Raw genomic sequence first — 22,250 nt, forward strand, 5'->3', positions numbered from 1 at the left:
CTGCGAAATCCGCAACCCTGTCTGGAAGCGGTGCTTCCTTCTGGGTGCTGCCGGCCGGAGTGCATCCGGCCTGCTCGGCGACGGGGCATAACTATACGAACCCCCACACCAGTCAGCAACACTGCTGGTCAGTGAGGGTTTTTCGCACTGTTTTGGAGGCTCTTCGTCCCCCCTGGTGGGCGTCTCTCGCACAGCACCTCAGTTGCCGGTACGGCTATCGAATCGCCGCACATACCGGGCGTCCGCGCCGTGCGTGGTCTACCCGCCTCAGGACGGTCCCGCACTGTCGGCGCTGTTGGCGGTCACCTAGTGACGCCCGCAGCGCGCTGAAGACGTGCGCGTGGCCTAATCGTGGCCTACTGCGACGACTTTCAGCTGCTGCGGACCGTTTTCCGCGACGCCGTCCCCGCCGTAAACCTGCTGGTAAATGAGAAAGACCCCAGGTCAACGACCTGGGGCCACTCCCCTTGGTGGAGCTGCCGGGAATCGAACCCGGGTCCTCCGTCACCGCGCCAGGGCTTCTCCGTGCGCAGTTTGCGATAGATCCGTTAGTCGGCCCTCCGGCTTACGCAAACGCATCCGGACGATGGGCCCAGCTTCCGGAAGGAGTCCCGTCGAGGCCCCGGAAGCCCGGCCTCGGCGGCAAGTCCCTTTAGTCGATGCCAGTCACCGGGCCAGGGACAGTGCCCGGGCTGACAGACACGCGCTCGCTAGCTTACGCAGCGAGGGCGTAGTCGCGCTGAGTGTTCTTCTCGGCGCTTATGAGATTGCTGCGACGCTTCAACGGTGGTCTCCAGCCTGCACCGGCACGCTTCCCCTGGCGCGATCGACGGAGTCGAAACCGATCAGCCCCGTGCAACCACTCCCCCGGACTCAACCGGGAGACGCGAGCGGTGGCGTGCGCCGCCTCGCGGAGGATCGATACTACCCCTGTCGATTCCGGCAAACAACCCCGCTCGTAGCCCGACTGTTTGCCCGTGACCTGGCTAGATTCACGAGAAACGGTAGTTTTTCCTCATATAAATTTCGGCGTCAGTACACTGATCTGACACGTAGCTCACCGCTATCGGCCGAGGTTCGCCGTGTCGGCGGCCACATGGGGCCGCTTCGGCCGATCCCGAAGAGATTGGACGTTTCTCCATGACCCCACCGTCTCAGTCGGGCCAGGAAGACCGGCCCGACCAGTCGAATTCCCACGCGGCGACGGTCTCGTCGCCGCGGAAGAAGCACGGCATGGGAGCGGTGCGCGATACCGGCCCGAGCAAGCCGCGCGGTTTCCTCGGGCTCGTCTTGCGCGCCGGTAATCTCCTGCCCGATCCGTTCTGGCTCTTCGTGATCCTCGCCGGCGTCGTGCTCGTCGCCAGCTGGATCGGCTCGGCGGTCGGGATGCGCGCGGAGAACCCCTCCACCGGCGAGATCATCGAGGTTCAGAACCTCCTCACCGGCGAGGGCTTCCGCGAGATGATCGCCAACGCGATCGACAACTTCCTGTCGTTCCCACCGCTTGGCGTCATCCTCGTCGTCATGCTCGGCATCGCCGTCGCCGAGCACGCCGGTCTCATCAGCGCGTGTATGCGCGGCGCGATCGCCCGGACGAAGCGGCCCTGGCTGCTCACCTTCATCATCGCGCTAACCGCGGTGACCGGCTCGATCGCGTCGGACGCGGTGTACGTCATCGTCATCCCGCTGGGCGCCGCGGCCTACAAGGCGATCGGGCGCTCCCCGATCGCGGGCGGCATGGTCGCGTTCGCGGCCTCGTCCGGCGGGTTCAACGCCTCGCTGCTGCTCAACATCACCGACGTGCTGCTCGCCGGGATCTCGACCGAGGCGGCGCACTTCGTCGACGAGAACTACAACGTCAACCCGCTGGCGAACTACTTCTTCGTCATCCCCTCGGCGATCCTGTTGTCGATCATCATCACGCTCGTCGCCGAGCTGTTCATGAATCGGCGCACCCACGAGCTCATCGACCACTCGACCGTCGACTACGACGCCGCGAACTTCGACAACGCCTCGAGCAAGAAGGGCGACGACGAGCAGGCGGGCCGAGAGGACGTGCTCGCCGGAACCGAGTACGACGAGGACGTGGAGGACGACTCCGACCTGCCGAAGGATCTGCGCGTCCAGCCGCAGGAGGTCGCGGGCATGAAGGCGTCCGCCGTGGCGCTGGCGATCCTGCTCATCGGCTTCTTCGTCGGGCTGTTCGCGCCCTTCTCCCCCCTCCAGGGCGAGGGCGGCGCCGTGATGGAGTCGGTGCTCATCGACAACATCGCCGTGGTCATCGGCGTGATGTTCCTCATCGTCGGCATCACCTACGGCCTGGTGGCCGGGACGATCACCCAGTCGCGCGACATCCCCGACTTCATGGTCGAGGGGCTCAAGACGCTGCTGCCGATGATGGTGCTCTTCTTCGCGGTCTCGCAATTCCTCGCGTACTTCGAGTGGTCGCAGCTCGGCCAGTGGACCGCTATCCGCGGCTCGGAGCTGCTCACCGCGATCGACCTGCCCACCCCGATCCTCTTCTTCCTCTTCGCGGTGCTGGTCTTCCTCATCAACCTGCTCATCACCTCGGGCTCGGCGCAGTGGGCGCTCATGGCCCCGGTGGTCGTGCCGATGTTCATGCTCGTGGGCATCGCCCCGGAGGTCACCCAGATGATCTACCGAATCGGCGACTCCACGGCGAACATCGTCACCCCGATGAGCCCCTACTTCGCGCTCGCGCTGACGCTTTTGCAGCGCTACCACAAGAAGATGGGCGTGGGGACGCTCATGTCGCTCTCCATCCCGTTCGCGCTGTCGATGTTCATCGGCTGGTTCCTGTTCTTCCTCGGCTGGTGGGGCATCGGCCTGCCGCTCGGCCCCGGGAACTAAGCACCCCGCGACCGCGACGACGGCGCCGCCCCGGACAGGCCTTCGTGGCCCTCCGGGGCGGCGCCGTTTTTTACGGTCGCAGCCGCTCTGCGCACCTGGCCCCGCGGTCGTCGCCGCGGGGCGCCTGCGGCTGCTAGGCGTTGATGCCCTTGATCTTGCGGCCGAGGTCGCGGACGATCTCGCGCTCCTCGGTGCGGCGCTTGATGTCCTGGCGTTTGTCGTGCTTCTCCTTGCCCTGCGCGAGCCCCAGCTCGACCTTGAGCCGCCCGTCCTTGAAGTAGAGCGACAGCGGCACGAGCGTGCGGTGGCCGTCGCGCACCTTGCCCATGATCGAGTCGATCTCCTTGCGGTGCAGGAGGAGCTTGCGGACCCGGCGGGGCGCGTGGTTCGTCCACGAGCCCATGGAGTACTCGGGGATGTGGAGGTTGCGCAGCCAGATCTCGTTGTTGTCGACGGTGGCGAACGCCTCGCCCAGGGCGGACTTCCCCGTGCGCAGCGACTTGACCTCGGTGCCGACCAGCTGGATGCCCGCCTCGTAGGTCTCGAGGATGGTGTAGTCGTGCCGCGCCTTGCGGTTCGTGGCGACCACGCCAGAGCTGCTGATCTTGCGGTCCTTCTTCTTTTTCTTCGCCATAGCGCCCCTCATGCTACCCAGGCGACCAACAAGCCGGCCCCGCCCTCGGCGAGGGCGGGGCCGGCGGGTAGGCGAAGCCGGGGCGGTTGGGGCGCTACTGGCGCACGTAGGCGCGCAGCGTGACCTGGGCGGTCACGGCCGCGAACACGAGGCCCGCGAGCCCGACGAATGGCATGGTCACCGCGATATCGGAGGTCGTCACCGGGGCGAGGAGCTGCGACTCGTAGAGCGGCTGGAGCGCCTGGTCGACGATGAGCTCCTTGCCGGCGATGACGCCGCCGAAGGCGAGCAGCCCGCCGAGCAGCGTGGCGAACACCGCCTCGAGCACGAAGGGCCCCTGGGTAAACCAGCGCGACGCGCCGACGATGCGCATGATGGAGTTCTCCTCGCGGCGGTTGAACGCCGCGATCTGCACCATGTTCGCGATGAGGAAGATCGCGGCGATCGCCTGCACGGCGGCGAGGATGAACGTCGCGTTGCGGATGGAGTCGAGGTTGTCGGTCGCGGCGCGCAGGTCGTCGACCTGGTCGACGACGGCGTCGACGTGCTCCATCTCGGCGATCCCGTCGAGGGAGGAGGTGTCCAGCGGGTCCTCGAGGCGCACGTGCAGCGCCGCGGGCAGCGCGTCCTCGCTGGTCTCCTCGACGAGCTGGGGGTCGGCCTCGCCGAAGATCTCGACGAAGCGCTCGTAGGACTGCGCCTGTGAGCGGTAGAAGACCTCCTCGACGTCGTCGGCGGCCTCCAGCTTGTCGTAGACGGCGCGGCACGCCTCGCTGGAGCAGTCGGTGTCGCTCCCGGAGACCTCGTCGTCGAACTGGACCATGATCTCGACGCGGTCGAGGTAGATGTCCTTGGTGTCGGTGGTCTGCTTCGTGACGAGGATGCCGCTGCCCACCAGCCCCAGGGAGATCGCCGTGGTGATGATGAGCGCGACGGTCATGGTGAAGTTGCGCCCCAGCCCCTTGATCGACTCGCGGAGCACATAGCCAAGCTTCATTAGGTCTGTAGTCCTCCTAGTTCGAGACGCCGTAGACGCCGTGCTCGTCGTCGCGCACGAGCTCGCCCAGGTCGAGCTCGATGACGCGGCGGCGCATGTCGTTGACGGCCCGCTGGTTGTGGGTCGACATGATGACGGTCGTGCCGATCCGGTTGATGCGGGCGAGCACGTTCATGATGCCGTCCGCGGTGTCCGGGTCGAGGTTGCCGGTCGGCTCGTCGGCGAGCAGCAGCAGCGGCCGGTTGACGAACGCGCGGGCGATGGCGACGCGCTGCTGCTCCCCGCCGGAGAGCTCGTTGGGCATGCGGTCTGCCTTGGAACCCAGCCCGACGAGCTCGAGGGTCTCGGGCACGTACTTGTTGATCTGCTTCTTCGTCTTGCCGATCACCTCGAGGGCGAAGGCGACGTTGTCGTAGACGGAGAGCTTCGGCAGGAGCCGGAAGTCCTGAAACACGTAGCCGATGCGCCGGCGCAGCTGGTTGATGGCCTTGCCGCGCAGCTTGTTGACGTGGAAGTCGTCGAAGTGGATGTCGCCGGCCGAGACGTTCTCCTCGCGCACGAGCAGCTGCAGAAACGTCGACTTCCCCGAGCCCGACTGGCCGATGAGGAAGACGAACTCGCCCTTGTCGATCGTCAGCGAGATGTCGTGCAGGGCGGGCCTCGCCGAGGCCTTATATACCTTGGTTACCGCGTCAAACGTGATCACGGGTTAAAAGCGTAGCCAACCGCACCGGGGCGGGCGCAACACGCGCACCACGGGCGACCCCGCCCGGGGCGGGCCGGGGCGCTACTGCTCGCCCTCGTCCTCCTGCTGCTCCTTGCGCCACCGGATGCCGGCCTCAAGGAAGCGGTCGATGTCCCCGCCGAGCACCCGGTCGGGGTCGTTGACCTCCACGCCGGTGCGCAGGTCCTTGACCATCTGGTAGGGGTGCAGCACGTAGGAGCGCATCTGGTTGCCCCACGAGGCGTTGCCGCCCGCGCCGAGCGCGTCGAGCTCGGCGCGCTCCTCCTGGCGCTTGCGCTCGAGCAGCTTCGCCTGGAGCACCTTGAGCGCGGAGGCGCGGTTCTGGATCTGCGACTTCTCGTTCTGGCAGGTCACGACGATGCCGGTGGGCAGGTGGGTCATGCGCACCGCGGAGTCGGTGGTGTTCACCGACTGCCCGCCCGGCCCGGACGAGCGATAGACGTCGACGCGGATCTCCGACTCGGGGATGTCGATGTGGTCGGTCTGCTCGACGACGGGGAGCACCTCGACCTCCGCGAAGGAGGTCTGCCGGCGGTTCTGGTTGTCGAACGGGGAGAGCCGGACGAGCCGGTGGGCGCCCTGCTCGACGGAAAGCTCGCCGTACATGTACTCCCCGTGCACGACGAACGTCGCGGACTTGATGCCCGCCTCCTCCGCGTAGGAGACGTCGAAGACCTCGACTTGGTGGTCGTGGCGCTCCGCCCAGCGGGTGTACATGCGCATGAGCATCTCCGCCCAGTCGGCGGCGTCCACGCCGCCCGCGCCCGAGCGGATGGTGATGACCGCCTCGCGCTCGTCGTACTCCCCGGAGAGCAGGGTCGTCACCTCGAGCCGGTCGACCGCCGCGCGCAGCGAGTCGAGCTCCTCGGTGAACGTCTCGGGCTCGCCCTCCTCCTCGGCGAGGTCCGCGATGACCGGCAGGTCGTCGACCCGCTGGCGCAGCTCCTTGAGGCGCCTGAGCTTCGCCTGCGTCGCGGAGAGCTCCGTCGTGACCTGCTGCGCGTGGGGCGGGTCGTCCCACAGCTCGGGGTCGGCGGCCGTCTCCTCGAGCTCCCGGACCCGCTCGGCGAGCCGCTCGGGGTCCATGACCTGCTCGATGCCGTCGAGCGTCTTGGCCACGTCGTTGATCTCCGAGGAAACTTCCGGTCGCATGGGCCCCCACTTTAGCGGCGGGCCGCCCGATTCCTCCCCACTGCCTGCACAATGGAGACCATGAGCGACACGCAGGATTCCCCCACCCTCCCCGGCGGGCATAGCCCCCTAGAGCTCGCCGACGCGATGGCGAAGACCCAGCTCGCCGCGCACGGCGACCGCGACGACGAGGGGCTCGCCCGCGACCTCGTGCTCAACGCGGGCCGCCTCGCGTGGCGGCTCCGCGAGATCGGCCTGAGCGTCGACCACAAGACGGGGCTCACCGACGTCGTCACCGACGCCGACCGCGCCGCCGAGCACTTCGTCAGCCGCGTTCTTTCCGAGGCCCGCCCCGACGACGGGATCGTCGGCGAGGAGGGCGCGGCCGCCAAGAGCTCCTCCGGGCGCACGTGGGTCGTCGACCCGGTCGACGGGACCTTTAACTTCACCCGCGGCTCGGACTACTGGTGCAGCGCGCTCGCGCTCGTCGAGGGCGACCCCGACAACCCCGAGCGCATCATTCTCGGCGCGGTGCACCGCACCGCGATGGGCTACACGTGGCTCGGCGGGCCCGAGATCCCCACCACCCGCGACGGCAAGCGGCTCAACGCTCCCGCGGACGTGCCCCTCGAGGAGGCGGCGGTGGCGACCTACCTCGACCCGAAGTTCCTCGGCGACACCCCGCAGCGGCGCGGCTACGAGGCGGTCGTCGCCCGGGCCGCGACGCAGCGGATGCTCGGCGCGGGCTCGGTGGACCTCGCCGACACCGCCTCCGGCGGGCACGACCTGTGGCTCCAGCACACCGTCACATCCTGGGACTGGCTGCCCGGCCGCGCGCTCGTCGAGGGCGCCGGTGGCACGACCCGCACCGTCGAGGCCGCGGGCGTGTCCTGGCGGCTCGCGGGCCGCCCCCGGGCGGTCGAGGACGCCGCCCGCGTCCTCGAGTGGGTGCTCTAACACACCCGCTGCCCTACGATCGGCCCCATGACCTCGTACGAATCCGACCTCGCGGTGGCCCTCGAGCTCGCCGACGCCGTCTCCGACTACACGCTCGACGCCTTCCGCGGCCGCACTAGGCTCGCCGTGCGCGCCAAGCCCGACGACACCCCCGTCACCGAGGCGGACGTCGCCACCGAGGAGACAATCCGCCGGCTCCTTGGCGAGCGCCGCCCCGACGACGCGCTGCTCGGCGAGGAGCTCGGCGGCGAGCCGGAGCTCGCCGGCCGCCAGTGGGTCATCGACCCCATCGACGGCACGAAGAACTTCGTGCGCGGCGTGCCCGTGTGGGCCACGCTCATCGCCCTCGTCGACGCCGGCGAGCCCGTCGTCGGGATCGTCTCGGCGCCGGCACTGCACCGCCGCTGGTACGCCGCCCGCGGCGCGGGCGCGTTCCTCACCGAGGAGGACGCCGACCCGGTCCGGATCGGGGTGTCGAAGGTCGGAACGATCGAGGACGCCTCGATCGCGATCTCCTCGCTGAGCGGCTGGCGCGAGCGAAACCTGCGCGACCGGCTCGTCGAGCTCACCGACAGGGCGTGGCGGCTGCGCGGCTACGGAGACTTCTTCAACTACTGCCTGCTCGCCGAGGGCGCGGTCGACGTCGCCGCCGAGCCGGAGGTCTCCCTGTGGGACCTCGCGGCCCCGGCCGCCGTCGTCGCCGAGGCCGGCGGCACGTTCACCGACCTCGACGGCAACCCGGGCCCAGCCGGCGGCAGCGCCGTCGCGACGAACGGGCCCCTCCACGAGGAGGTGCTCGAAGCACTCACGGGTGACTGGCGCAACTACATCGTCTCGCCGTCTCGCTAGGCGATCCGCCGCGCACCGGCGGACGGCGGCGCGAGGAAGAACCGCGGCTCGGGATAGCCCCGCCGCTTCGCGACCTCGGCGATGGCGGAGACGACGGCCTCGGGGTCGGGGCACAGCGCGATCGCGGAGCCGCCGAATCCCCCGCCGGTGAGCCGTGCGCCCGCCGCGCCCGCGCCGAGCGCCGCGTCGACCGCCGAGTCGAGCTCCCCGGTGGAGACCTCGAAGAAGTCGCGCAGCGAGCGGTGCGACTCCGCCATGAGCTCCCCCAGCTCGGCCAGCCGGCCCGCCGCGGCGAGCTGCGTCGCGCGGGCGGCGCGGGCCGTCTCCTCGACGACGTGGCGCACCCTCGCCTCGACGAGCTCCTCGCCGAGCTCGGGGCCGGCGAGCCGCACCGCCGCCTCGAGCGCCCCGGGGTCGCGGAAGCCTAGGCCCTCGGCGGCGAGCCGGCGGGCGACGTCGTCGACGAGCCCGCGTCTGGAGCCGTAGCCGCCGGCCGCGTGGTCGTGGGCGACGCGCGTGTCGGCGACGAGCACGCTGAGCCCCGCGGCGCCCGGGTCGAAGGGCACGAGCCTTGCGGTGTCGCCGGCGAAGTCGAGGGCGACGGCGTGCCCGGCCTCCGCGAGGAGGCTCGCGGCCTGGTCGAGCCCGCCGGTGTTCGCGCCGACGACGTGGTTCTCCGCGCGGACGGCGGCGGCGAGCAGCCGGCGGCGGTCCTCCTCATCGGGGTCGTCGTTCCCGGCGAGCCCCGCGGCGGCGAGCGCGGTCGCGCACGTGAGCGCCGCGGAGCTCGAGAGGCCCGCGCCGACCGGTACGTCGGAGACGATTGCTAGATCGCAGCCGCCGGCGCCCAGCGCGGCGAGCGTGCCCGCGACGTAGCCGAGCCAGCCCGCCGGGCGGCCCGCGCCGACCTCGTCGAGCGCGCAGGACTCGGCGAGCCGCCGCCCGCCCGGCGCGAGCGACACGGCGCTCACCCGCCCGTCGCCGCGGGGCGCGGCGGCGACGGCGGTGCAGTGAGGCAGCGCGGTGGGCAGGCACACCCCGGCGGCGTAGTCGACGTGCTCGCCGATGAGGTTGACGCGCCCGGGCGCGGCCCACACCCCGGCCGGGGCTTGGCCGTGCTCGGCCCGAAACAGGGCCGCGGCGTCGGCGGCGAGGGACTCGTCGCCGCGGGGCGGGCCGGCTAGCACGGCCACACCTCGCGTAGCCGGTCGGCGATGGTCTCGGGGGTGGTGTCGCTGATCCACGCGCCCATGGCGGACTCGGAGCCGGCGAGGTACTTCATTCGCCCCGGCGAGCGCATGAGGGAGAAGAGCTGCAGGTGGAGCCGCACCGGGCCCTCCCCCGCCGCGGGGTCGGGCGCCTGGTTCCACGCCGCGATATAAGGGGTGGCCTCGATGCCGGGGAAGAACCGGTCGACCGCGGCGAAGAGGTCGGGCAGGAGCCCCGCGAGGTCGTCGCGCTCGCCGGCGGTAAGGCCGGGGAACGACGAGACGGCCCGGCGGGGCATGACGATCGCCTCGAGGGGCCAGGCGGCCGCGGCGGGCACGTAGGCCACGAAGTGCTCGGTCTCGGTAAGAACGCGGCGCCCGGCGTCGAGCTCGGCGGCGAGCACGTCGGCGAAGAGGTCGCGGCCGGTGGCGGCCTCGTGCTCGGCGGCGCGCTCGCTGAGCCTGGCGAGCCGCGGTGGGACGAAGGGGTAGGCGTAGATCTGCCCGTGCGGGTGGCTCAAGGTCACCCCGATCTCCTCGCCGCGGTTCTCGAACGGGAAGACCGCCCGCACCCCGGGGATCGCCGCGAGCTCCGCCGTGCGGTGGGCCCACACGTCGATGAGCGCGCGCACCTTCTCCCGGGGCAGGTCCTTGAACGAGCCCTCGGGGTCGGGGGTGTAGGAGACGACCTCGCAGCGGCCCAGCGCGGCGGCGCGCTCGACGAGCGGCCCGAGCCCCAGCTCCGCGCCGTCTGAGATCTCCGCGCGGGTGCTCAGCGAGGGGAAGCGGTTTTCGAAGACGAGGATGTCGTAGTCGTCGGCGGGCACCTCGCTGGGCTTGGCGCCGGGGCGGGCGGGACTCAGCGGGTCGTCGCTCGCGGGCGGGAGGAAGGTGCGGTCCTGCCGGTGCGCGGCGAACACCCGCCACTCGCCGGTGAGCGGGTCGCGGCGCAGCTCGCTGGCGGGCCGCTGCTCGGGCAGCTCCCGGGGGTCGGGCGCGGTGCGCGGCGGCGCGTCGGGGTCCCGGTCGACGTAGATGATCTCCCGGTCGTCGGCGAGCCGGCCGCGGGTGATTCTTAGGCCCTCGTAGGTCTCCTCGAGCACGGGTCGATGCCTCCTAGTTGCGCGTCGTCGTCGGCGCGGTGGGCGGTCGGGCTTAGTCGTCGTCGACGACGATGGGCCGCAGCCTCGCCCAGGCGAAGAACGCGGCCGCGACGGCGAGCATCGCGATACCGGCCCAGAGGTTGTTCGCGGCGTCCTTGGGCTGGCCGGTCTCGGGGTTGACGCCCGGGTCGACGACGAGCCACGCCACGAGCAGCACGATGCCGTAGAGGCCGATGAGAGCGCCGGTCACGGAGCGGATGTCGAAGGCGCCGGCGCGGTGCACGCGGCTCGGGGCGGCCTCCTCGCCGCTGGTCTGGGCGGTAGCCATGGTCCTTCCCCCTTGATTCCTTTGAGTTTCGGTCGGTCGACGATTCCGGTGGGTGCTTGATGTATGTGTCCCATTGTCCCCGCGCCGCGCGGGCGCGGGGAGCCGCGGGGCTAGAGGAACACGAGGTTGAGCGCGACGACGAGCCCGAGCCCCATGATGCCCAGCGGGATGGTGCGCCGGTAGAACGGCAGCTCCGCCTCGCGGGGGTCGCGCAGCCGCTCCTTCGGCGTGGCGCCGTAGACGAAGCCGACGAGCTCGCGCTCGGGCTTCGGGGCGGTGAACTGGGTGACCACCACGGAGACGACGATGTCGACGGCGAACGCCACGCCCGCGGCGATGAACGCCGCGCCCTGGCCCGGCAGCTCGATGGTGGGGTTCTCCCCCACCGTGAAGAGCCAGAAGACGATCGCCGCGAGCGTCCCGGAGACCAGCCCAGTCCAGCCCGCGGTCGGGCTCATCCGCCGCCAGAACATGCCCAGAAGGAACGTCGCGAAGAGCGGCGCGTTGAAGAACCCAAAGAGGGTCTGCAGGTAGTCCATGATGTTGCCGAACTCCGCGGCGATGAGCGCGGTGCCCACGGCGATCGCCGCGGCCGCGCACGTCGCGATCCGGCCGACGCGCAGGTAGTAGCCGTCCGGGCGGTCCTTGACGATGTAGGTCTGCCAGATGTCGTAGCTCACCACCGTGTTGAACGCGGAGATATTCGCCGCCATGCCCGCCATGAACGCGGCGAGCAGCCCCGCGATCGCCACGCCCAGAAGCCCGTTGGGCAGCAGGTCGCGCATGAGGTAGAGCACCGCATCGTTGGGGTCGGCAGAGCCGTTCGCGATCGGCGTGACGATCGCGCCGGCGACCATGCCCGGGATGACGACGACGAAGGGGATGAGCATCTTCGGGAACGACCCGATGATCGGGGTGCGGCGCGCCGCCGACATACTCTCCGCCGCCATGGAGCGCTGCACCTCGACGAAGTTCGTCGTCCAGTACCCGAAGGAGAGCACGAAGCCCAGGCCGAAGACGATGCCCGCCGCGGACAGCGCCGGGTTATCGAAGCCGGAGAGCTCGCTCGCGGGCCACGTCTGGAAGTGCGACTCGCCGAGGCGCTCCTTGAGCCCGCTCCAGCCGCCGACGGCGTTGAGCCCGATGACAGTAAGCGGCACGAACGCCGCGACGATGACGAAGAACTGCAGCACCTCGTTGTAGATCGCCGCCGACAGCCCACCCAGCGTGATGTAGGACAAAACGATCGCCGCGGCGACGAGCAGGGTGACCCACAGCGGCCAGCCGAGCAGCGACTCCACGACCTTCGCGAGCAGGAAGAGGTTCACCCCGGCGATGAGCAGCTGCGCGAGCGCGAACGAGATCGCGTTGACGAGGTGCGAGGTCGGCCCGAAGCGGCGCAGCATGAACTCCGGCACGGAGCGCACCTTCGAGCCGTAGTAGAAGGGCATCATGACGATGCCCAGGAAGATCATCGCCGGCACGGCGCCGATCCAGAAGTAGTGCATCGTCTGCATGCCGTACATCGCGCCGTTCGCGGAGTGGCCGATGATCTCCACGGCGCCGAGGTTCGCGGAGATGAACGCCAGGCCCGTGACCCAGGCGGGCAGCCCCCGGCCGGAGAGGAAGTAGTCGATCGAGCTGGAGACCCTGCGCCGGGCCGCCCAGCCGATGCCGAGGACGAACACGAAGTAGACAGCGACGAGAAGATAGTCGATCCACTGCGCGTCGAGCCGAAGCACGGAATCAGCCTGCTCCATGAAGACCGCCTTATCGATTGGTGGTGCCGGCGTGAGGCTGGCCGGAAAGCCGGCTGGCCTCTAGCCCGCGATGTCCCCGGAAAGGGTATACCTAGGCTGCCTTGCGGCCGGTACCGCCCTGCGGGGCGCCACCCCCGCACGGGGTGCACCCCGCCCCGCGCGAGCGCGCCCTCAACTAGGCGGGCAGCGCGATGCTGAGGCGGAAGCCGCGCTCGACGTTCTCCGCGCCGACCTCCCCGCCGTGGGCCTCGACGATGCCCTGCACGATCGCGAGCCCCAGCCCCGCGCCGGTCTTCGGGCCCGGGGTGCGCGCCTGGCTCGCCCGCCAGCCGATCTCGAAGATGTGCTCGAGGTCCCGCGCGGACACGCCGCTGCCCTCGTCGAGCACCGAGAGGGTGAGCCGCTCGCCGCGGTGCTCCGCGGTGATGGTGATCGTCGAGCCCGCCGGAGCGTGCCTGATGCTGTTGGAGAGCAGGTTGATGAGCACGCGGGTGAGCTCGTGGGGGTCGGCGCGCAGCTGCCGGCCCTCGACGCCCGCGTGCGTGATGCGGATGCCGCGCGCCTCCGCGAGGGGCGAAACGTCGGCGACCGCGTCGGAGACGACGTCGAGGAGCTCGATGTCCTCGAGCCGCAGTTTGAGGGTGCCGCTCTCGATCTGGGAGAGCTCGAAGAGGTCGTCGACGAGCCGGCTCATCGTGCCCACCTGCGCGCGGATCTGGCGCAGGTAGCCGGCCGGGTCGCTCGCGGTGCCCGACTCGAGAGCCTCCGAGAGCGCGCTGATGCCGGTGAGCGGGGTGCGCAGGTCGTGGGAGATCCACGCGAAGAACCGGCGCCGCGCAGCGTCGAGCCGCTCGAGCTCGGCGCGCGCCTCCGCGAGCCTGTGGGAGGTCTCCGAGAGCTGCGCCGACAGCCGCCCGATCTCGCGGCCGGCGCCCTCGACGGGGGCGACGACCGCGCCCCGCTCGAGGTCCTTGACGGACTCCTTGAGCGAGGCGCGCGCCGCGCGCGCCGTCACGGCCGCGGCTACGAGGCTCATCGCCGCGGCGATGCCGATCACCCAGAGCAGCACCTGGAAGTCGTGGGCGGAGAGGTACATCTCCGCGGCGATCGCCGCGGTCGACGCCACCACCGAGAGGATCGCCGCGAGCACCACGACCACGGTCCGGTAGCCCAGCGGGCGGTTCTTTCCCAGCCGCAGCGCGAGCAGCGCCAGCGCCGTCACCGCGGCGGTGCAGCCCAGGGCCGTCAGGGCGATCAGGACGATGTCGCCCGGCGCGAGCATCACGCCACCCCGTCCACGGTGAAGCGGTAGCCCTTGCCCCACTCGGTGAGTAGGTAGCGCGGGTAGCGCGGCTCGGGCTCGATCTTCTCGCGCAGCCGCCGCACGTGGACGGTGACGGTGGAGGCCGCGCCGAAGCTCCAGCCCCACACCTCCTTGAGGATGTCGTCGCGGGTGAGCGTCCGGTTGGGGTTGGTGAGCAGGAAGAGGAAGAGCTCGTATTCCCTGGTGGTGAGGTCGATCTCCGCGCCGTCGAGGGTGATGCGGCGGCGGGCAGGATCGACGCTAAAGGGCCCAAGGCGAAACGGCTCGCTGGTGACGTGCGCGGCCTGGGAGCGGCGCAGCATCGCCTCGATGCGCAGCTGCAGTTCGCGCAGCGCGAACGGCTTGGCGATGTAGTCGTCCGCCCCGTGCTCGAGGCCCGAGATCCGGTCGGCGACGGCGTCGAGCGCGGTGAGCATGATGATCGGGGTGCCCGGCGCGCTCTCGCGCACCTCGGCGCACAGCTCGTCGCCGCTTAGGCCCGGCAGCATCCGGTCGAGGACCAGGACGTCGGGCTGGGCGGTGGCGAGCGCCTCGCGGGCGGCGATGCCGTCGCCGAGCGCGGTCACCGCGAAGCCGCGCGCGCCGAGGTAGTCGGAGACGACGGCGAGGACCGTGGCGTCGTCCTCGACGAGCATCACCGATGCTGTCGTTGTCATGGTGGCTAAGACTAGCGGGCGAAGGCCCAGCGCAGCGCGCCCGAAGTCTTACGGTTCTGAAAGATTCCCCTGCCCGCCACCCGGGCGGGTTTAGGTTCAGGCTCACCGGCGGGACACCACCGGATCCTCACCACTCCGAGCAGAAGGAAGCTTTCAGCCATGCGCTCCTCCCTCCTCACCGCCACCGCTGCGGTCTCCCTGGCCCTGCCCCTCCTCGCCGCCTGCGGCTCCGACGAGGAGATGCCCGCCGAGATGAGCTCGAAGGCGTCCGCCACGACGTCCGCACCCTCCAAGATGATGAGCGCCGCGGCCGAGCGGGCGGGCATGTTCGAGGGCCTCAACGACAAGAGTGTCGAGGGCACCGCCACCATCAAGGACGGCAAGCTCATGCTCTCGGGCTTCTCGTCCGACGAGGGCCCCGACCTGCACCTCTACCTCGCCAACGGCACCGACGAGAAGGCCGTCGAGGCCGGCAAGGAGCTCGGCGCGGTGGCCTTCGACGAGGCCGAGCAGAGCTTCGACCTCGACGGGGTCGACGCCGACAAGTACTCGCACGTCGTCATCCACTGCGACAAGGCGAAGGCCGTCTTCGGCGCCGCGAAGCTCGCCGAAGAAGGCGACATGCCCGCGGCGAAGGGCGCGATGTTCGAGGGCCTCAACGACAAGAGCGTCGAGGGCACCGCCGCCGTCGCGGGCGGCATGGTGAAGCTCGCCGGCTTCTCCTCCGACGAGGCCCCGGACCTGCACCTCTACCTCGCCAACGGCACCGACGAGAAGGCCGTCGAGGCCGGCAAGGAGCTCGGCGCGGTGGCCTTCGACGAGGCCGAGCAGACCTTCAAGCTCGACGTGGCGGACGCCGCGATGTACAGCCACCTCGTCGTCCACTGCGATAAGGCGAAGACCGTCTTCGGCGCCGCGAAGCTCGCGTAATGCCGGCCGCCAGACTCGTCGGAGGGGGCCTCGCCGCCGCGGTGCGCGTCGCCGCGGGCGTTTTGTGGCTCCTCGAGGCCGCCACCAAGTACCGCGCTGGCTTCGGGGCAGCCGACATCCGCCTCGTCGTCGAGAGCGCGACCGGCAACGCGCGCGTCCCGGGCGTCTACCAGGGCCTCGCCGAGGCGCTCCTCGGCGGCGCGCCCGGACTCTTCGGGTTCGCGGTGCCGCTCGTCGAGCTCACCCTCGGGGCCGCGCTCGTCCTCGGGGCCGCGACGATCCCCGCGGCCGCAGTCTCGATCGCGACGCTCATGCTCTACTGGCTCGCCGACCAGCTCACCGGGCAGTACCCCGTGATGGTGCTGCTGTCGGCGGTCGTGCTGCTCTTCCCCGCCGCCTCGACGGTGTTCGCTCTCGACCGGCCAATCCTGAGCCGTCTTCGGACTTCCGGGGAGCGTCGCGCAGTCGGCTAACGCTGCGCGGCCCCTCCCCGGCGCCGAACCCTTCCCCTGCCCGCACCGAGCACAACAGCCCGGTGCGGGCTTCAGGCGTCGTTACCGGGCACCGCGCCACCTCTAGAGGAGAATTCGCACGCTACCGCTACCGGTCTCTACACCGATGACCAGCTGGGTTGTTGTCCCCGGCGTCGCTGCTCCCGCGCTTGGGGCACTCGCATAAAGGGCCGCTAGGCCGCCGGCGCGGGCAGGCACGCTTGCCGCGGCTGCCGTAGCTCCTGGATTACACGTGGCGTTCGAAAAACGCCACGCCCTCACCCTCTCCGTAACGTTGCCGCGGCGAGCGGGGCGGTCGCTTCTCGTGACTGTGATCGCGAGCCACCCCTCCTCCTCTTAGAAGTGGCTTACATCCCTATGAATTTTTTTGCCTCCCATCTCACTTTTCGGGCTACGCTATGCGCACGCCTGCGGGCTTCCCGCAGGTACCGTCACCCCCTACGAATCAAGGAGATCACCATGAAAGGCGTGAAGGTTCGCCCGCTCAACGAGCGCGGCAAGGTCAAGGTCAAGTGGGGCGCTATCTAGCGCTTGACGACCCTGGCCCGGGTCTTCGAGCCCGGGCCAGGGTATAAGTTTTATACACAATAACGCATCTGTAATCAGATTTAAAGACATCCACCCTATCTACCGGCTATCAGATACAATCTTCCGGATCGGCGCTCAGATCGACGTCACCCAAGAATTCGATGACCCTCACCGCTACCTGTGGCGTCTCATCCACCTTCTCGACGGGAGGAACGTCGGCGAGGTTGTTCACGAGATGCTAAGCGAGTTCCCGGACCTCGAGCGCGACGATGTCATCGATGGGATCAACCTACTGGACTCTTTCGGGTTTGTGGAGACACCGCCCTCATTCGAGCACCCGGAGGTTCCGGCACGCCTCGGACCCACGGCAAATTATCTTCGGACCTTCTCTGGTATAGGTTCACCGGTTTCCATTTTCGTCGATGGACTTCGTCGCTCACATATAACGGTGTTAGGACTCGGGGGCGGTGGCTCAACTATCGTGCAGCTTCTTGCTGGCCTTGGCCCCGCTTCCCTGACCATCGCCGACTTCGACACCGTCGACGAGAGTAACCTCGGCAGGCAGCTGCTCTTCGGCGAGCACGATATCGGGCGGCCGAAGACCGCGGCGGCGCGCGACCGACTCAACCAGCTGAACTCATCGCTAGAAGTACGCGCCATCGACGCACGGATGGACTCGGCATCCGACATCGTGCAGGTAGCTAAGGGAACGGACCTCATCATCTGTGCCATGGATGAGCCACCCTTCATCGCACAGCGACGAGCTAGCCGAGCTCCGGTCGCGCTAGGCATCCCTTGCTCATTCGTCCTTTCCCAGCTTTCCCACGGCCGAGTTCTGAGCATCGCACCGGGGATGACCGGTTGTCTGGACTGTCTCCATGAGTATGACAAGGACGCCGACGACGATTATCTCTCCCAGCTGAGCTCGCTGTTCTCGTCGAACGACTCCCCGCCTTCCATCGCCTACGGCCCCGCCATATATCAATTGTGCGCGTTCGTGGTCGACGAGGCAGTCCGGTTCCTGACCGGCTACGCGCCACCGCGCACGCTGGGGCGCCAGTACGAAATCGACTACACGGCGGGGAGCTCCTGGGCACACGAACCATGGCCGCCATACGAGGACGCGTGCCCGGCCTGCGCCTCACCAGAGAAAGCAACGCGGCTGTCCAATATAGAGGAGGATTTCCTACGTTGACCGCACCACCGACCGCCGATCGGATGCTCTCCCTGCGGGAGGTCTCCAAGGCGTACCGCGGCGGGAAGAAAGCGAACGACGCTGTCTCGCTCGACCTGCGCCCGGGCGAGCTCGTCGCGCTGCTCGGGCACAACGGGGCAGGCAAGTCGACGCTGCTCAAGCAGATCATCGGGGTGCTCAAGCCGTCCTCAGGCTCGATCACCTACGGCCCGCTCGATTTCGTCGCCGACCCCGCGTCGGCCCGGCTCTACGCGGCGACGATGCCGCAGGACTACTCCCCACTCGAGGGCGTCACCCCCTACCAGGCGATCACGTCGATCGCGAAGATCCGCGGGATGAACCGCCGGCGGGCGCGCGCCGCCGCCGAGGAGCTCATCGAGCTGCTCGACATCGCGGCGTGGCGGGACATCCGCGGCACGAAGCTCTCCGGCGGGCTGCGGCGCCTGACGTCCTACGCCATGGCGACCGTGGCGCGCACCGAGATCCTGCTCATCGACGAGCCCACCAACGACGTCGACCCGCCGCGCCGCGAGCTTCTGTGGAGCCACCTCCGCGGCCTCGCCGACGAGGGGCGGATCGTCTTCGTCGTCACCCACAACCTCATGGAGGTGCAGCGCGTCGCCGACCGCTGCGTGCTCATGGACCAGGGGCGCATCGTCACCGACCTGGGGGGCTGCGGACTTCGCGGAGCGGATGCGCACCGCGAGCCTCGAGGTCGACTTCCCCCACCCCGTCGACGTGCCGCCCGCCCCGCCCGTCGCGCACACGACCGTGGACGCCGGCCACAGGCGCGCCGTCTACTCGCTCGCGCTGGAGGACGCCCCTGCCGGACCGCGTGGGTCGTCGGGCTCGTCGCCCGCGGCGAGGCCTCCGGCTACCGGCTTTCCCCGCCCACTCTCGAGTCGCTCTACAAGGAGTACGCGGATGACCACTAGGCCCGCCCCTCGGCTGCGCGCGACGCCCGCGCCGCCGACCAGCCCGAACGCGCTGCGCGCCCTCGGCGCGCTCATCTCGTGGACGGCGACGAGGAACCGCTACCTCCTGCCGGCGTTCTCCATCCTGCAGATCCTCCTGTCGGCGAGCCTCATCTTCGGGATGACCCTGTTCCTCGGCGACGTCGGCCCGGAGGAGACGAAGTACCTCTCCACCGGCGCGTGGTCGCTCGGCATCATCTCCGTCGGCGCGGTCGTCGCCCCGCAGGTCATCAGCGTCTACAAGCGCACCGGGCTGCTCGACTACCAGAAGGCGCAGCCGGTGCCACGCTTCGCGCTGCTCATCGCGGAGGCCACGATCTGGACGCTCGCCTCGATCCCCGGTTTCGTCGTCGGCATCGCCGCGGCCTGGGTCCACTTCGACTTAAGCATGCACGTCGACGTGTGGTTCGTCCTCGGCATCGCCTTCGTCATCGTCGCCATGGTGCAGCTCGGCTACGCGATGGCGTTCCTCCTGCACCCCGACGTGCTGCCCATCGTCACGCAGCTGGTCATGCTCGTCGGGCTGCTCTTCTCCCCGATCGCGTACCCCGCCGAGCGGCTCCCCGCGTGGGCGGCGGGCATCCACCAGGTCTTCCCCTTCACCCCCGTCGCCGAGGTCGTGCGCGAGGTGACCTTCCGCGACGGCGACCCGATCCTGCGCCCCGTGCTCGTGCTCGTCGCGTGGATCATCGGCTGCATCGCGGTGGCCTACGCCTCGATCGCGCGGCGCGGCTAAAAGGCCCCGCGCCCTCGAGCCGCCGGGCAGCGCCGCCCGCCCGCCGCGGGTTTACCTCCCGGAGCTCACCACCGGCGCGTCCGAGGTCTTCTTGCCCTCGGGGAAGGCGCGCACGAGCGCGCCGGCGAACCGGTGGGAGCGCTCCGCGTTGCCGGTCGCGTTGTAGTGCACGAAGTCGCCCTCGAGGAACCACGCGTGGTCGACCTCCGCGGCCCAGTCGAAGACCCGGAGGTTCGGGTAGTCCTTCTGGACGCGCAGCAGCGCCTCGTTGAACTCGCGCATGTTCTCCTGCGCCCACGGGCCGCTCTCCGTGTCGGAGACGGTGGTCGGCCACATCACCCGCTGGCCGTCGAGCAGGTCGAGCATGATGCGGATGCGCTCCTCGACCGGCGGGATCGAGCCGACCGCGACGTTCGCCGCGTCGTTGACGCCGGTGTTGATCACCCAGCAGGTGCCCTCGGGCTGGCCCTCGTCGAGGAGCTGCTTCACCGAGTCGACCGCGGAGGGGTACTCGTTCCACCCGTCGGTCGTGGCGCGCGGCCCGAAGACGCTCTCGCGGACGTAGTCGGCGCCGGCGGCGAGGTAGGCGGCCTCCGCGTTGTCGGCCGGGTCGGGGAGGCTCTGGTCGTCGAACATGCCGATTGAGGTCGAGTCGCCGACGTGGACGACCGCGGTGCACGACGTGGCGGTGGGCTCCGGCTCATCCTCGGTGCTCGGCTCCGCGGCCTCGGCCTCGGGGCGGGCGGCCTCCTCCTCGGCGGCGCCTGCGCCACCCCCGGGCGAGGCGGCCGCGCCGGGCTCCCGCTCCTGGGCGAAGCTCTCCGCAGCGCGCAGGGAAGTAAGCGACGTCGCGGTGGCGAGCACCAACACCATGACGCCCGACCACGCGACGGCGGGCTTGATGTCCGGGGCCTTCGGGGCGCGCGGGCGCATCGTGCCCGCGGGCAGGCCCCACACCTCCCCGATGGTCGGCCCTGTGGCCTTGGGCTTGCGCCTGAGGCCGAGGGAGGCGAGCCCGTGGGTGCGGATCGGGTCCTCGACGAGCCGCCAGGACGCGGCGGCGAGCGCGATCGTCAGCGCGGCCTGCAGCGCGACTGAGAGCGGCCGGTTGTCCTCGGCCCAGCCGATCGGGGTGAGCGCGATGATCGGCATGTGCCACAGGTAGATGCCGTAGGAGCGCTCCCCGACCCAGCGCAGCGGCTCGAGCGAGAACACCAACTTGGAGAGCGTGCCGGGCACCTGCACGGCGTAGACGAGCGCGCACGTCGCGACCGTGAGCGCGATGATCCCGCCCCGGTAGAGGAACAGCGAGTTCTCGTCGCCGACGACGAAGAGAACGACGACCGTGACGAGCCCGGCGATGCCGAGCGCGTCGGCGAGGTAGCGGTTGCGGTGCTGCGGCGGGGTGCCGGGGCCCACGTGGAACAGCGCGATCGCGAGCGCCGCGCCGGCTAGAAGCCCGCCGGCGCGGGTGTCGGTGCCCTCGTAGACGCGGGTGTTGTCCCAGCCGGGCTCGGCGATAAGCCACATCGCGGCGAAGCTCGCGACCATGATCGCCAGCGCCGCGGCGAGCATGACGGACTTCGCGCGGTGGCGCGACAGGCCCCTCGTCGCGGCGATGATCCCGCCGAGTAGCAGGGGCCAGATGAGGTAGAACTGCTCCTCTACCGACAGCGACCACATGTGCCCCAGCGGGGAGGCGGGCCCGAACTGGTCGAAGTACGAGTCGCCGAAGAGGATGTTGTACCAGTTGTTGACGTAGAGCAGCGAGGAGCCGGCCTCGGCGGCGACGTCGGAGAAGTTCTCCCGGTCGGCGAGCCACACCGCGAGCGTGGTCGCCGCGACGACGACGAGCATGGCCGGCAGCAGGCGGCGGAAGCGCCGCCCCCAGAAGCGCAGGAAGCGGATCTGCTTGTGGTTGCGCCAGTCGCGCAGCAGCCCGCCGGTGATCAGCCAGCCCGACAGGGTGAAGAATACCGCGACGCCGAGCAGGCCGCCCGGCAGCCAGTCGGTGTTGACGTGGTAGATGAACACGGCGATGACGGCGAGGGCGCGCAGCCCGTCGAGGCCGGGCTCGTAGCTGGTGGTCTTGCCTACTGGCTTGGGCATGGCGGTAAAAGGGACTCTTCCGGATCGGCGGGCCGCCCCGAATCGCGGGTCGGGCGGGTGGATAGCGCTCGCCCCGCGCCCGCCGGGAGTCTCCTACCCGGTCGGCGCGGGGCTGGTCGTCGGGGCGCCGCGCAGGCTCGCCCGTCCTAGGGCCCGAGCCCCGAGGGGCCCGCGATCGCCGATCCCCGCCAGGGAAGCTCGACCGCCGCCTCGTCCCCCGGCGCGGCGGCGCGCGCCGGCGGGATCTCCGGGTGCGGTCTCGTCATGGAAGGCTCTTCCTCGGGTCTCGTGCGGGGAAACGTTTTTTGCCCACAAACCCTAACAATCGCCCAGACCAACGCCGGCATCGTCGCGCAACTAACCGGCTATCGGGCCTCGGACCGGCGGCGATGCCCCGACCGGCTGCGGGGGTGGGGCTCCCCCACGCGGCCCGCCCGCGGGAAGGTTATCGAGAACGGACCCGCGCGCGGATGGTGGGAATGAGATACGACAAAGGCCCCGGCTCGGTTTCCCGAGCCGGGGCCCTCGTTACGTGTTCGTGGTGGCGGGGGCAGGATTCGAACCTACGACCTCTGGGTTATGAGCCCAGCGAGCTACCGAACTGCTCCACCCCGCGTCACAACCCCGATTGTTCGGAGTCCGTGCCTCGCGGCGACGGGGGATAGTGTAACGCCAAGGAGTCCAGCGGGCAAAATCGAGCTGA

General features: G+C 69.9%; 19 protein-coding genes, 1 tRNA gene and 1 other RNA gene. 8 read left to right on the top strand and 13 right to left on the bottom strand.

All coding sequences use genetic code 11. The features are described 5' to 3' along the window. Nucleotides 1–468: 468 nt before the first annotated feature. Nucleotides 469–853, bottom strand: a transfer-messenger RNA (tmRNA) gene (ssrA, locus tag HMPREF9719_RS09420). A gap of 380 nt (nucleotides 854–1,233) precedes the next feature. On the opposite strand from ssrA, the gene HMPREF9719_RS05460 reads away from it, so the two are divergent. Beyond that, a complete protein-coding gene (locus tag HMPREF9719_RS05460; protein WP_081586441.1) occupies nucleotides 1,234–2,871 on the top strand; it encodes an AbgT family transporter in 1,638 nt (545 codons plus the stop codon). A 133-nt stretch (nucleotides 2,872–3,004) separates the two neighbouring features. Here the strand turns inward: HMPREF9719_RS05460 and smpB are convergent, their stop codons facing one another. From smpB to prfB, 4 genes are all read right to left on the bottom strand, one after another. Continuing rightward, the gene (gene smpB / locus HMPREF9719_RS05465) at nucleotides 3,005–3,505 is read right to left on the bottom strand and encodes an SsrA-binding protein SmpB (protein ID WP_004600982.1); all 501 of its coding nucleotides are present in this window, start codon (nucleotides 3,503–3,505) and stop codon (nucleotides 3,005–3,007) included. A 94-nt stretch (nucleotides 3,506–3,599) separates the two neighbouring features. Next, entirely contained in the window at nucleotides 3,600–4,502 is a 903-nt protein-coding gene (gene ftsX / locus HMPREF9719_RS05470) for a permease-like cell division protein FtsX (protein ID WP_004600983.1), read from the bottom strand. Between the two features lie 16 nt (nucleotides 4,503–4,518). Further along, a complete protein-coding gene (gene ftsE / locus HMPREF9719_RS05475; RefSeq protein WP_004600984.1) occupies nucleotides 4,519–5,208 on the bottom strand; it encodes a cell division ATP-binding protein FtsE in 690 nt (229 codons plus the stop codon). A gap of 81 nt (nucleotides 5,209–5,289) precedes the next feature. Continuing rightward, on the bottom strand, nucleotides 5,290–6,399 hold the full coding sequence (gene prfB / locus HMPREF9719_RS05480) for a peptide chain release factor 2 (RefSeq protein ID WP_004601917.1): 1,110 nt from the start codon (nucleotides 6,397–6,399) through the stop codon (nucleotides 5,290–5,292). Nucleotides 6,400–6,450: 51 nt separating this feature from the next. On the opposite strand from prfB, the gene HMPREF9719_RS05485 reads away from it, so the two are divergent. Beyond that, complete coding sequence (locus tag HMPREF9719_RS05485) at nucleotides 6,451–7,335, top strand: inositol monophosphatase family protein (RefSeq protein ID WP_004601918.1); 885 nt, start codon at nucleotides 6,451–6,453, stop codon at nucleotides 7,333–7,335. A 27-nt stretch (nucleotides 7,336–7,362) separates the two neighbouring features. Beyond that, complete coding sequence (gene hisN, locus HMPREF9719_RS05490; protein WP_004600987.1) at nucleotides 7,363–8,184, top strand: histidinol-phosphatase; 822 nt, start codon at nucleotides 7,363–7,365, stop codon at nucleotides 8,182–8,184. Here hisN and HMPREF9719_RS05495 read toward each other — a convergent pair. The 6 genes from HMPREF9719_RS05495 to HMPREF9719_RS05520 form a co-directional block, all read right to left on the bottom strand. Continuing rightward, on the bottom strand, nucleotides 8,181–9,371 hold the full coding sequence (locus HMPREF9719_RS05495) for a galactokinase (RefSeq protein ID WP_004600988.1): 1,191 nt from the start codon (nucleotides 9,369–9,371) through the stop codon (nucleotides 8,181–8,183). The two genes, hisN and HMPREF9719_RS05495, sit on opposite strands and share 4 nt — an antisense overlap. After that, a complete protein-coding gene (galT, locus tag HMPREF9719_RS05500; protein WP_004600989.1) occupies nucleotides 9,365–10,495 on the bottom strand; it encodes a galactose-1-phosphate uridylyltransferase in 1,131 nt (376 codons plus the stop codon). Before galT ends, HMPREF9719_RS05495 begins: the two co-directional genes overlap by 7 nt. A 52-nt stretch (nucleotides 10,496–10,547) precedes the next feature. Next, nucleotides 10,548–10,823: an LPXTG cell wall anchor domain-containing protein gene (locus HMPREF9719_RS05505; RefSeq protein WP_004600990.1), complete on the bottom strand. Its 276-nt coding sequence runs from the start codon at nucleotides 10,821–10,823 to the stop codon at nucleotides 10,548–10,550. A gap of 110 nt (nucleotides 10,824–10,933) precedes the next feature. Then, nucleotides 10,934–12,583, bottom strand: a complete 1,650-nt coding sequence (locus HMPREF9719_RS05510) for a sodium:solute symporter family protein (protein WP_004600991.1) — start codon at nucleotides 12,581–12,583, stop codon at nucleotides 10,934–10,936. A 175-nt stretch (nucleotides 12,584–12,758) separates the two neighbouring features. Next, on the bottom strand, nucleotides 12,759–13,865 hold the full coding sequence (locus tag HMPREF9719_RS05515; protein ID WP_004600992.1) for a sensor histidine kinase: 1,107 nt from the start codon (nucleotides 13,863–13,865) through the stop codon (nucleotides 12,759–12,761). Continuing rightward, nucleotides 13,865–14,563 carry a response regulator transcription factor gene (locus HMPREF9719_RS05520; protein ID WP_004601919.1) on the bottom strand — a complete coding sequence of 233 codons (699 nt, stop codon included), beginning with the start codon at nucleotides 14,561–14,563 and terminating at the stop codon, nucleotides 13,865–13,867. The genes HMPREF9719_RS05515 and HMPREF9719_RS05520 overlap by 1 nt, the downstream gene beginning before the upstream one ends. Before the next feature lie 159 nt (nucleotides 14,564–14,722). Here HMPREF9719_RS05520 and HMPREF9719_RS05525 point away from each other — a divergent pair, with 159 nt between their 5' ends. The 5 genes from HMPREF9719_RS05525 to HMPREF9719_RS05545 all read left to right on the top strand — a co-directional run bounded on the left by HMPREF9719_RS05525 (nucleotide 14,723) and on the right by HMPREF9719_RS05545 (nucleotide 19,438). After that, nucleotides 14,723–15,493, top strand: a complete 771-nt coding sequence (locus tag HMPREF9719_RS05525; protein WP_004600994.1) for a DM13 domain-containing protein — start codon at nucleotides 14,723–14,725, stop codon at nucleotides 15,491–15,493. Then, nucleotides 15,493–15,966: a hypothetical protein gene (locus HMPREF9719_RS05530; RefSeq protein WP_004600995.1), complete on the top strand. Its 474-nt coding sequence runs from the start codon at nucleotides 15,493–15,495 to the stop codon at nucleotides 15,964–15,966. The genes HMPREF9719_RS05525 and HMPREF9719_RS05530 overlap by 1 nt, the downstream gene beginning before the upstream one ends. Before the next feature lie 802 nt (nucleotides 15,967–16,768). Continuing rightward, the gene (locus tag HMPREF9719_RS05535) at nucleotides 16,769–17,728 is read left to right on the top strand and encodes a HesA/MoeB/ThiF family protein (protein WP_004600996.1); all 960 of its coding nucleotides are present in this window, start codon (nucleotides 16,769–16,771) and stop codon (nucleotides 17,726–17,728) included. Continuing rightward, nucleotides 17,725–18,663 (top strand): ABC transporter ATP-binding protein, encoded by a 939-nt coding sequence (locus tag HMPREF9719_RS05540; RefSeq protein WP_004600997.1) that lies wholly within the window; start codon nucleotides 17,725–17,727, stop codon nucleotides 18,661–18,663. Before HMPREF9719_RS05535 ends, HMPREF9719_RS05540 begins: the two co-directional genes overlap by 4 nt. Then, complete coding sequence (locus HMPREF9719_RS05545) at nucleotides 18,653–19,438, top strand: ABC transporter permease (RefSeq protein ID WP_004600998.1); 786 nt, start codon at nucleotides 18,653–18,655, stop codon at nucleotides 19,436–19,438. The genes HMPREF9719_RS05540 and HMPREF9719_RS05545 overlap by 11 nt, the downstream gene beginning before the upstream one ends. A 51-nt stretch (nucleotides 19,439–19,489) precedes the next feature. Here the strand turns inward: HMPREF9719_RS05545 and HMPREF9719_RS05550 are convergent, their stop codons facing one another. Both HMPREF9719_RS05550 and HMPREF9719_RS05555 read right to left on the bottom strand, forming a co-directional pair. Next, nucleotides 19,490–21,547: an acyltransferase family protein gene (locus HMPREF9719_RS05550; RefSeq protein WP_004600999.1), complete on the bottom strand. Its 2,058-nt coding sequence runs from the start codon at nucleotides 21,545–21,547 to the stop codon at nucleotides 19,490–19,492. A gap of 539 nt (nucleotides 21,548–22,086) precedes the next feature. Continuing rightward, a tRNA-Met gene (locus HMPREF9719_RS05555) sits at nucleotides 22,087–22,163 on the bottom strand. Between the last annotated feature and the right edge of the window lie 87 nt (nucleotides 22,164–22,250).

Source organism: Corynebacterium otitidis ATCC 51513 (genome assembly GCF_000296405.1).
GTDB lineage: Bacteria > Actinomycetota > Actinomycetes > Mycobacteriales > Mycobacteriaceae > Corynebacterium > Corynebacterium otitidis.